Genomic DNA, 9,625 nt, shown 5'->3' with positions numbered 1-9,625 from the left:
CCTCATACGCCGCAGCGTCAATATGAGCCCCGGACACAAAATCCGGATCCGGCGGATGGGTCGCCGCAGCGGCCTCGCCGGGTTTCATCATATCGGTCATGCTGTATCCTCCTCTCGGTCAAGCCCCTGGCGGGGATGGCCGCCCGCCTCCTCATCCTCGCCTGTTTACCAAATCCTGTAAAAAATGAACGGGAGATCGCCGGAGCGCGGAAAGAATTGTGAAACGCGTGACGCGACCGCACGGAATTTTGTCAATTTGTTGACACCCCACCGCCCCGATAGCGCCCGGCCTGCCGCTTGCGGCGCACCCGGCCGTGCCTATATCGCGGACAAGTTTTCCCGAAGCATGGCGTGACGACGATGGGATACTTCCGGACAGCACTTTTGATGGCGGCGCTCACCGCGGTCTTCATGGGCGTGGGGGCGATGATCGCGGGCAGTTCGGGGGCGGTGATCGCCCTCGTGGTGGCGGCCGCGATGAACCTCATGACCTGGTGGAACTCGGATTCCATGGTGTTGAGGATGAACAACGCCCGGCCCGCGACCGGCCCGGACGGGGCCGAATTGCAGCGGATCGTGACGCGTCTGGCGCGGGGCGCGGGGATGCCGGTGCCGCGCGTCTACCTGATCGACAGCGACCAGCCCAATGCCTTTGCCACCGGCCGCAGCCCTGACAACGCGGCGGTGGCCGCGACGACCGGATTGCTGGCGCGGCTTTCGCCCGAGGAAATCGCCGGCGTCATGGCGCATGAGCTGGCGCATATCCAGAACCGCGACACGCTGATCATGACCGTGACCGCCACCTTCGCGGGCGCGATCTCGATGCTGGCGAATTTCGCCTTCTTCTTCGGCGGGCGGCGCGAGGGCGGCGGCGGCATCGTCGCGACGATTGCCATGGCGCTGCTGGCGCCGATGGCCGCAGGGCTGATCCAGATGGCGATCAGCCGAAGCCGGGAATACGAGGCCGACCGGATCGGCGCCGAGATCTGCGGTCAGCCGCTTTGGCTGGCCTCGGCCCTGACCAGGATCGAGGCGATGGCCCAGCGGATCGACAATGTCGCGGCCGAGCGCAATCCGGCCACCGCGCATATGTTCATCATCAACCCGCTGCATGGAGAAGGCCGCGACAAGCTGTTCTCGACCCATCCCAGCACCGCGAACCGGGTCGCGGCGCTGCAGCGGATGGCGGGCTCGGCGACGCCTGCGCCCGCGCCCCGTCCGACGATCCGCCGCGCCCCGCGCGGCCCCTGGGGCTGAGCCCCGGCCCCCGTCAGCGCGACCGGACCTCGAGGCTGAAGCTGCGCGCCCCGGGGCCAAGGGCTGCGGGCGCCGCCGGAAACCGGCCCGCCTGGCGCACCGCGGCCAGCGCCAGCCCGTCGAGCCGGGCATTCCCCGACGAGCGGACCACCCGCACCGCGACCAGCGCCCCCTGGGCCGACACCGTCAGTTCGACCAGGGCGGCGCCACGGCCCGCGCCTTCGGGCACCCGGCGCTGGATACGCGCCCGGATCGAGGCACCCCATTCCGCCATCATCGAGGCGATCCGGCCCGGATCGCGGGTCGCCGCACTGGCCTGACCGGCCTGCCCGCGCGCCTCGCCGCCCGCCCCGGCCGCGCGCTGCGCCTGCTGCGCCACCGAGCTTTGCGACGCCTGGGCTTGCGCCCTTTGCGGCGGCGCGGGTGCCGGGTCGGGTTTCTGGTCGGGCCGCTCGGCCGGGCGCGGCGTGTCGGCTTCGGCCTGCCGCACCTCGGGCGCAGGGTCGGTCTTGACCTCGGGTTCCGGCGGACGCGGCGGCGGCTCGGGCGCCGCAAGCTCGGTATCGGGCGGCGTCGGGGCGGCAAGGCGGGGCAAGGCGGGCCTGTCGGGCACGGGTCTCGGGGCCTCGGGCATGGCCAGTTCGGGCAAGGCCTCGGGCGGCGGCTCGACGACCGGCGGGGGCGCGATCTCGGCGGGCGCGACCGGTTCCGGCGGGCGCTCCCACTCGGCCACCTGCTGGGCGATAGAGGCCGAGGAGGCGGCGACCGTCGCCAGATCGGCGCCACCGCCGCCCGAGGATTCGACACCTTGGGTTTCGTCCTGCGGCCAGAGCGCCAGATGCAGCACAAGCGCCGTGCCGCCGAAGGCCATGAGTTCCAGAAGGCCCCGCATGATCAGCGCGCGGCCGCCACCAGTTCGACCGGGGTCACGCCCTCAGCCGCAAGCCGCGCCAGCACCCGCGCGACCGCCGCGCCGTCGACCGCGCGGTCGGCGCGCACCGTCAGCGGCCCCTCGCGCGGGGCCTCGGCCAGCGCCGGATAGACCGCCTCGTCCCGCGCATCGCGATAGGCCAGCGTGCCGTCGGCGGCGATCAGCAGGGCCTCGATCCCCTCGGGCGGGCGGTCGGACGTGGCCTCGGGCGGATGCACCTCGATCGGGTCGGGCGGCGCCAGCCGGGCGCCGATCAGGAAGAAGATCAGCAGCAGGAACACCACGTTGATCATCGGAACCACGCTTTCCCGCGCCGGGCGCGGGGCGGCCAGGGACAGGCGCATGGGGTCACTCCACCAGGATCGGTTGCGTGTAGCCCGCCGCCGACAGCGTCTCGATCACCTGGATCACCCGCTGCAGGTCGGCGCCGTCGCGGGGGCGCAGCACGACCGGGTCGGTCGGCGCCTCGACCAGCGACGACAGGGCATTGGCCAGACCGTCGAGCGGGGTCTCGACGCCATTCAGCGCCAGCGCCTCGGGACGGATGTCGACCAGACGGGGCGGACCGGACCACTCGCCCGTGCCGCCCGCCCCGCCCGCGACCGGAAGCGACACCTCGGCACCCATCCGGGCCGCAAGCATGAAGAAGACCAGCAACAGGAACACCACGTCGATCATCGGCGTGAGGCTCGGCCGCCGCCGAGGCGCGGGAGGCGCGAGACCGAGGCTCATTCCGCCGCCGCCCGAAGCGCCGCCCGGCCCGGCCCGCCCCGGGTCAGCACCCGGGTCGCGGCATCCTCGATATCGACCCGCGCGGTCTCGGTGATGCTTTCGAACCAAGACAGCGACACAGAGGCCGGGATCGCCACGGCCATGCCCGCCGCGGTGGTCAGCAGCGCCTCCCAGATGCCGCCGGCGAGCGCCGAGGGATCGGCGCGCGCGCCGGTTTCCTGCAGGGTCTTGAAGGCCGCGATCATGCCCAGAACCGTGCCCAGCAGACCGATCAGCGGCGCGATGGTCGCGATCAGGTCAAGCGCGCGCAGCCCGGACCGCGCGCGGGTCAGCTCGCGCGTGGCAACGCGGGCGACCTCTTCGCGGGCGGTGGTGGCGTCAAGCTCGGGGTCGAGCCGCGCCTCGATGGCGGCCCTGACCGCGACCGCGCGCAGCCCCCGCCGCCCCTCGAGCGCGGTCCGGGCGCGCCAGACATCGCCCTCGAGCCAGCTTGCGACCGCGCCATTCGCCGCCGCCCGCGACCAGGCCCCGGCCAGCGCGAGGCGCCAGAGCTTCCACAGGATCAGCGCCACCGTCAGCACCGACAACGCGGCGATGGCCCAGATCGCCGGGCCGCCCTTGTCGAGGAAATCTGCAATCGCGGCGGTCTTTTCGGTCAGGTCCATGGGTCGGTCTCCGTGATTGGGCGTCATTCGGCGGCGATCGGGCCGCTGGCCTGGGGCAGAAGGTAGGGGCCGTTGACGGGCAGCGCGTTCACGCGCAGCGGGCAGAGATAGGCGCGGCTGAGCAGGTCGTCGCGCAGCACCTCGGCGCACGGCCCCTGCGCCATCAGCCGCCCGCCCGCCATAAGCGCCACGCTGTCGGCGAACATCGCGGTGAGGTTCAGATCATGCATGACGGCGACAATGCCGCCGCCCGCATCGGCGAAGTCGCGCACGATCCGCATCACCTGCAACTGGTGGCCGATATCGAGCGCCGAGACCGGTTCGTCGAGAAACAGCCAGCGCGGCTGGCCATGGGCGGTCGGGTGCCAGATCTGGGCCAGCACCCGGGCCAGCTGCACCCGCTGCTGCTCGCCGCCCGAAAGCTCCTGATAGGGGCGCGGCTCGAAGCCCGCCAGACCGACCCGCGCAAGCGCCTTCGGCACCAGATCGGGCTCGGCCGCCTCGACGCCGCCCATCAGACCCAGCCGGACCACCTCGGCAGCGGTGAAGGGAAAGGCCATGGGGGTGGCCTGCGGCAGCACCCCCCGAAGGCCTGCGAGCACCCAGGGTCGAAGGGAGGCGGGATCGTGGTGGTTCAGCCGGATCCGCCCATCATGGGAGAGTTCACCCGTGAGTGCTCGCAGAAGGGTCGTCTTGCCCGATCCGTTCGGGCCGACGATGGCAGTGACCTGCCCGGGCCGCGCGCGGAAATCGACCCCGGTCAGGATCTCGCGGCGCCCCAGGCGGACGGTGATGTCGGTGGCCTCGAGCATCGCCTAGAACCCCAGCAAGCCGCGGCGGCGCAGCAGGATCCAGAGGAAGACCGGCCCGCCCAGAATGGCGGTGACGATGCCGATGGGCAGCTCGGCCGGGGCGATCAGGCTGCGCGCGATCATGTCGGCGCCGATCAGCAGGGCCGCGCCCAGAAGGGCGGCATTGACCAGCAGCGGCCGGTGGTCGGGCCCGGTCGCGAGGCGCAGAAGATGCGGCACCACGATGCCGACGAAGCCGATGCCGCCGCTGACGGCGACCGCCGCGCCGGTCGCGCCCGCCACGGTCAGGATCGCCACGGTCTTGAGCCGCTGCACCGGGATGCCGACATGGGCGGCGGCGGCCTCGCCCAGCGAAAGCCCGTTCAGACCCCGCGCCAGCATCGGTGCGGCGACAAGCGCCAGGATCATCAGCGGCGCGGCGGCGGCAAGCTTGGTCCAGGTCGCCCCCGCCAGCGAGCCGAGCCCCCAGAAGGTCAGATCGCGCAGCTGCGCATCGTCGGCCATATAGACCAGAATGCCCGACAGCGCGCCCGCAAGCGCGCCAAGCGCGATGCCGCCCAGAAGCATGGTCGCGACCGAAGTCTGCCCGCGCCGCGTGGCGATGCCGTACAGCACCAGCGTGGTGGCCCAGCCGCCCGCGAAGGCCGCGAAGGGCACAAGGTGATAGCCCAGCGCATCCGCGATCCCGGCGGGCAGCAGGCCGCCCAAGACGATGGCCGCGATCGCGCCCAGCCCGGCGCCCGAACTGACGCCGACCAGCCCCGGATCGGCCAGCGGGTTGCGGAAGAGGCCCTGCATCACCGCGCCCGAGACCGCCAGCGCCGCGCCCACAAGCGCGCCCATGGCAAGGCGCGGCAGGCGGATCTCGAACAGAACGACCCGGTCGGCAAGCGCGATCTCGCGCCCGGCCGCCATGTCGGACAGCACCGCCCAGGGCGAGGTGCCCGCAGCGCCGACGGCAAGGCTTGCCGCCGAGATCGCCGCCAGCGCCAGCGCCAGCAGAACCGTCAGCCGCCAGGCGCGGGGCGTGCGATCCCAGTGCGGGGCGGTGCCGGAAACCTCGTGCGGAAGTGCGACCATCGGCTCAGCTCCCGGCGCGGTCGAGCGCGTCGGACAGGTCGCGCACCGCCTGGGCCGTGCGCGGCCCGAAGCCCAGAAGATAGAGTCCGTCCATCGAGACCAGCGCACCATGGGCGGCGGCAGGCGTGGTGCGGACCGCTGGCAGGGCCAGTACCTCGGGCGCCAGATCCTCGGCCCCGGCGCGGGCCATCATCAGGATCACGTCGGGGGCAGCCCGGGTGACGGCCTCGTCGGTGAGCGGCTTGTAGCCCTCGAAATCCTCGGTCGCGTTCACGCCGCCCGCCAGCCGGATGATGCCGTCGGCGGCGGTGTCGCGCCCGCCCGCCAGCAGCCGCCCGCCCTGTACCGACAGGACGAACAGCACCCGCCGCGCGGGGCCATCGGCCGCCTGCGCGGCGGCGTCATCAAGCGCGCGGCCCACATCGGCGGCGAGGGCCGCGCCCTTTTCGGGCACTCCCAGCGCGTCAGCCACGACCTCGATCTTGGCGACCACCGCGTCGCGGTCATAGCCGTCGGGCACCTCGACAAAGGGGATCGCGGCGGATTTCAGCAGATCGACCGCCTCGGGCGGCCCGGCACCCTCCTCGGCCAGGATCAGGTCGGGCGCGACCGACAGCACGCCCTCGGCCGACAGACGCCGGACATAGCCCACATCGGGCAGCGCCGTGACCGCTTCGGGCCAGCTCGAGGTCGTGTCGCGCGCAACCAGCCGGTCGGCCTCGCCCAGTGCAACGACGATTTCGGTCACCGCGCCGCCCAGCGACACCACCCGGTCGGCCGCCTGCGCAGGCAGGGCCGCCGCCGCAAGCGCCAAGGCCGCCAGAGCGCGGATCATGCCGCCACCTCGAGCCCCGGCAGCGCGGCCACGATCTCGGCCCAGGGACCGCTGTGATCGACATCGCCAACCCGCATGCCGAAGGCCTGAAGGATCAGCATCCCCTCGGCATCGAACGCCTCGACCGACAGGGCCGGGCCGCGCCGGGTCGGCTTCGTCACCGCCCAGACCTCGGCCACATGATCGGCGCGCAGATGCAGGTTGAAGCCGGGATCGAGAATGTTCAGCCAGGGGCCGGTCGGCTTGACGGTCTCGATGGGTCCGGAATGGATCTCGATGCAGCCGCGATTGCCCACGAACATCATGAAGGGCAGCGCCTCGTCGGCCACCGCGTTCAGAAGCCCGTGCAGGCAATCGGGCGCCAGCGGCCGGACATAGGGCGCACCCGCGATCCGGTAGGCGCCAAGCCGGTTCATCTTGAGCTTGCGCACCATCTGCAGGAACTGGTGGGTGTCGGTCAGCCGGTCCCACTGTCCGCGCAGGGTCTCGACCGCGCCGCGATCCGCCTTGGCGGGCTCGGAAGGCGCGCGCGGGTCAAGCGTCAGCCGGTCGGACTGGTCCTCCAGCCGGACGGCATCGACAAGCGCGCGCCAGGCCTCGACCGACGAGCCGTCGCGCAGATGGATCTTGTGGACCGCATCCCCGGCCGCATCGAACACCTGGATCGAGCGGCGCACCTTGCCACCCCGGGTCTGTTCGACCGCGAAGCCATGGACCCAGTGCTTGGGAAAGATCCTGAGATCGACCGCCGGGCTCAGCACCATCGCGGCGTGATCGCCGGGCGTATAGGGGCCGTAGGTTCCGACCTTCTCGATCACCGCGCTGTCGTTGCGGGTCAGGGCCATCACCTCGCCGAGCCCCGGCATCGCCTGCATCAGCGCGTCCGGATGGGCCGCGATGCGGGTCACGCCCTGCCCGGTTTCGGCCGCCAGCAGCTCGGCCTCGGCCACGCCCAGACTGTCGGCCAGATCCCGGGCGCGGGCGGTGGATTTCTCTTGCCGGATCGACCTGATCCAGTCCGGCGATACAGGCTTGCCGTCTCCCATGGGAGGCTCCCTTCGAAGGTCCTGATGGATGCGGCTGGCCCGGCGGCGCCGTCCCGGGGCGCGCGCGCAGCTTGCTGGATATCTTGGGCCATTCCCGTGGCCCTCAATGTTGACAGAAACTATCAGATTTCATACCCGATGCAAGACCGTCGTGCGGGACCCCGTCGGCGGATGTCCAAGCGACATGCGCCAGCCGCTTTGCCAGCCATGAGATCTTTCGTGACCTGACAAGGGGATGGAACATGACGGCACGACATATGACCGTGGGCCTTCTGGCCTGCGGTACAGCGATGGCCCTGGCCTGGCCCGCAGCGGCCCAGGACAGCTTCAGCCTGGACCCGGTGACGCTGGGCCAGAGCAAGCGCGAGGTGCGCACCGACACGGCGGTGTCCGAAACCGTGGTCGACGAGGAGGAAATCGAGGACCGGCAGGCCACGACCATCGCCGAGCTGGTGGATTCTGTGCCCGGCGTATCGCTGATCAATGGCACCACGCCCCAGGGGTCGGGCATCAACATCCGCGGCTTCGGCGCCACCTCGAGCTATGGATCGGACCAGAAGGTCGCGATCCAGGTCGACGGGGCGAGCGTCGGCTCGGAAGAGCTGTACCGGATCGGCACCCAGCTTTTCACCGACCCCGCGCTTTACAAGCAGGTGACCGTGATCCGCGGCACCGCCGGGACCTTCGAATACGGGTCCGGCATCATCGGCGGACTGATCCGGCTGGACACCAAGGACGCCTCTGATTTCACCGGCGGCGTGCCCGGCTTCAAGCTGCGCCAGACCCTGCAATACGGCACCAATGGCGATGCCTGGGCATCCTCGACGATCCTGGCCTGGCAGCCCGACGAGAACCTCGAATTCCTGGGCAACTACACCTATCGCAGCCAGGGCGTGCAGAAGGACGGCGACGGCAAAGGCATCGGCGAAGACGGCTTCGATCTGCCCTCGTGGATGCTGAAGGGCAAATACACCTTCGGCGAGGCGCGCGAGCATTCCGTCAAGCTCAGCTATTCCGACACCAGTTCCGACGAGAAGGACGTGCCCTATGACACCTTCGGAACGACCACCGACATGTTCGGCAATGTCGACCGCAAGACCCGGTCGAAGACCGCCGTTCTGGAATACGCCTTCGATCCGGCAGGCAACGACCTGATCAACCTGACCGCCACCCTCAGCTATGCCGAGCAGAAGATCGATCAGGACTACGTGCCGGGCAGTTCGAGCTGCGAAGGTGGCGCTTGCGGCTTCCCCTTCCCGCCCGGCGGCTTCCCCACCACCAATGCCGATCATCGCTACGAGACGACCAAGCTGACCGTCAAGAACCAGGCCCTGTTTGCGACCGGCCAGCTCGGCCATGACCTGCGCACGGGGGTCGAATATGTCCGCAAGGAACGGCTCGATGCCAATTCGGCCCCGGGCGGCACCGACAAGCGCTGGGCGCTGTTCGCGGTCGACGACATGTCCTTTGGCGGGCTGACGCTGACCCCGGCGCTGCGCTACGAGACGCAGGATATCGGCGGCGACAGCTATGCCGATTACGACAATGACGCGCTGATGGGGGGCTTCTCCGCACGCTATGCCTTCGGCAACGGATGGGCGGTCTTCGGCAGCGCCGCCTATACCGAGAACCTGCCCATCATCGACGATCTGGGCACCCCCGCCTACATGACCCGCAGCGAAAAGGCCCGGACCTACGAACTGGGCGTCTCCTACGACCGCGGCACGGTCTTTGCCGAGGGCGACGATCTGGCGCTGAAGGCCACCGCCTATCACACCACGGTCTGGGACATCACGTCCTACACCACCGACACCATGGTGCCGATCACCGATGCGCGGATGAAGGGGCTGGAACTCGAGGCCGCCTACAGCCTGCCCTCGGGCCATTATGTCGATTTCAACGCGAATATCGCGCGGGGCGAGAACACCACGCCCGGGATCAGGGACGACTGGGAGGGCACCCCGGCCGACGATCTGCGCGTGACGCTGGGCAAAAGATGGGGCGAGACGCTGGACCTGAGCTGGGAGGTGGCGCATGCGGCCGAAATGAACCGGTCGGACACGCCGTCCGATTCCAGCACCGTCCACAACCTGCGCGCCACCTGGCGGCCGCAGGAGGGCCTGTTCAAGGGGACCGAGATCCGTGCCGGGATCGAGAATGCCTTCGATCTCGACTACACCCCGCATCTGGCGACCCGGCCCGCACCGGGGCGGACGTTCAAGCTGACCCTGGCCAGAACCTTCTGATCCGGTCTCCGGCCCGGGGCC

Annotated in this window: 10 protein-coding genes; 2 read left to right on the top strand and 8 right to left on the bottom strand. The window is 70.4% G+C overall.

Going from position 1 to position 9,625, the window contains the following annotated elements; translation table 11 throughout:
* The first annotated feature begins 360 nt into the window (after nucleotides 1-360).
* Nucleotides 361-1,257, top strand: a complete 897-nt coding sequence (gene htpX / locus BYZ73_RS16495) for a zinc metalloprotease HtpX (RefSeq protein ID WP_112316785.1) — start codon at nucleotides 361-363, stop codon at nucleotides 1,255-1,257.
* A gap of 13 nt (nucleotides 1,258-1,270) precedes the next feature.
* Here htpX and BYZ73_RS16490 read toward each other — a convergent pair whose 3' ends face one another.
* From BYZ73_RS16490 to BYZ73_RS16455, 8 genes are read right to left on the bottom strand one after another with little or no spacing between them, the layout of a single operon-like run.
* Nucleotides 1,271-2,149 (bottom strand): TonB family protein, encoded by an 879-nt coding sequence (locus BYZ73_RS16490; RefSeq protein ID WP_112316784.1) that lies wholly within the window; start codon nucleotides 2,147-2,149, stop codon nucleotides 1,271-1,273.
* A gap of 2 nt (nucleotides 2,150-2,151) precedes the next feature.
* The gene (locus BYZ73_RS16485) at nucleotides 2,152-2,532 is read right to left on the bottom strand and encodes an ExbD/TolR family protein (protein WP_108028064.1); all 381 of its coding nucleotides are present in this window, start codon (nucleotides 2,530-2,532) and stop codon (nucleotides 2,152-2,154) included.
* Between the two features lie 4 nt (nucleotides 2,533-2,536).
* Nucleotides 2,537-2,920 (bottom strand): ExbD/TolR family protein, encoded by a 384-nt coding sequence (locus BYZ73_RS16480; RefSeq protein WP_112316783.1) that lies wholly within the window; start codon nucleotides 2,918-2,920, stop codon nucleotides 2,537-2,539.
* Nucleotides 2,917-3,585 carry a MotA/TolQ/ExbB proton channel family protein gene (locus tag BYZ73_RS16475; RefSeq protein ID WP_245943200.1) on the bottom strand — a complete coding sequence of 223 codons (669 nt, stop codon included), beginning with the start codon at nucleotides 3,583-3,585 and terminating at the stop codon, nucleotides 2,917-2,919. The genes BYZ73_RS16480 and BYZ73_RS16475 overlap by 4 nt, the downstream gene beginning before the upstream one ends.
* 23 nt (nucleotides 3,586-3,608) lie before the next feature.
* Nucleotides 3,609-4,397 carry a heme ABC transporter ATP-binding protein gene (locus BYZ73_RS16470; RefSeq protein ID WP_112316781.1) on the bottom strand — a complete coding sequence of 263 codons (789 nt, stop codon included), beginning with the start codon at nucleotides 4,395-4,397 and terminating at the stop codon, nucleotides 3,609-3,611.
* A 3-nt stretch (nucleotides 4,398-4,400) separates the two neighbouring features.
* On the bottom strand, nucleotides 4,401-5,477 hold the full coding sequence (locus tag BYZ73_RS16465) for a FecCD family ABC transporter permease (protein WP_112316780.1): 1,077 nt from the start codon (nucleotides 5,475-5,477) through the stop codon (nucleotides 4,401-4,403).
* A gap of 4 nt (nucleotides 5,478-5,481) precedes the next feature.
* Nucleotides 5,482-6,312, bottom strand: coding sequence for a heme/hemin ABC transporter substrate-binding protein (locus BYZ73_RS16460; protein WP_112316779.1), 831 nt, complete (start codon nucleotides 6,310-6,312; stop codon nucleotides 5,482-5,484).
* Nucleotides 6,309-7,358, bottom strand: coding sequence for a hemin-degrading factor (locus BYZ73_RS16455; protein ID WP_112316778.1), 1,050 nt, complete (start codon nucleotides 7,356-7,358; stop codon nucleotides 6,309-6,311). The genes BYZ73_RS16460 and BYZ73_RS16455 overlap by 4 nt, the downstream gene beginning before the upstream one ends.
* A gap of 242 nt (nucleotides 7,359-7,600) precedes the next feature.
* Here BYZ73_RS16455 and BYZ73_RS16450 point away from each other — a divergent pair, with 242 nt between their 5' ends.
* The gene (locus BYZ73_RS16450; RefSeq protein WP_181498087.1) at nucleotides 7,601-9,604 is read left to right on the top strand and encodes a TonB-dependent receptor plug domain-containing protein; all 2,004 of its coding nucleotides are present in this window, start codon (nucleotides 7,601-7,603) and stop codon (nucleotides 9,602-9,604) included.
* Nucleotides 9,605-9,625 lie beyond the last annotated feature (21 nt).

Source organism: Rhodovulum viride (assembly GCF_003265965.1).
In the GTDB taxonomy this organism is placed as follows: domain Bacteria; phylum Pseudomonadota; class Alphaproteobacteria; order Rhodobacterales; family Rhodobacteraceae; genus Rhodovulum; species Rhodovulum kholense.
Note: the sequence above shows the minus strand (reverse complement) of the source record. Positions and strands in the feature narration are given on the sequence as shown.

Bases quoted from the DNA above. Each gene is read 5' to 3' on its own strand.
- BYZ73_RS16490 (WP_112316784.1), bottom strand. From the start codon at position 2,149: ATGCGGGGCCTTCTGGAACTCATGGCCTTCGGCGGCACGGCGCTTGTG.
- BYZ73_RS16455 (WP_112316778.1), bottom strand. From the start codon at position 7,358: ATGGGAGACGGCAAGCCTGTATCGCCGGACTGGATCAGGTCGATCCGG.
- BYZ73_RS16460 (WP_112316779.1), bottom strand. From the start codon at position 6,312: ATGATCCGCGCTCTGGCGGCCTTGGCGCTTGCGGCGGCGGCCCTGCCT.
- BYZ73_RS16485 (WP_108028064.1), bottom strand. From the start codon at position 2,532: ATGCGCCTGTCCCTGGCCGCCCCGCGCCCGGCGCGGGAAAGCGTGGTT.
- BYZ73_RS16470 (WP_112316781.1), bottom strand. From the start codon at position 4,397: ATGCTCGAGGCCACCGACATCACCGTCCGCCTGGGGCGCCGCGAGATC.
- BYZ73_RS16450 (WP_181498087.1), top strand. From the start codon at position 7,601: ATGACGGCACGACATATGACCGTGGGCCTTCTGGCCTGCGGTACAGCG.
- htpX (WP_112316785.1), top strand. From the start codon at position 361: ATGGGATACTTCCGGACAGCACTTTTGATGGCGGCGCTCACCGCGGTC.
- BYZ73_RS16475 (WP_245943200.1), bottom strand. From the start codon at position 3,585: ATGGACCTGACCGAAAAGACCGCCGCGATTGCAGATTTCCTCGACAAG.
- BYZ73_RS16465 (WP_112316780.1), bottom strand. From the start codon at position 5,477: ATGGTCGCACTTCCGCACGAGGTTTCCGGCACCGCCCCGCACTGGGAT.
- BYZ73_RS16480 (WP_112316783.1), bottom strand. From the start codon at position 2,920: ATGAGCCTCGGTCTCGCGCCTCCCGCGCCTCGGCGGCGGCCGAGCCTC.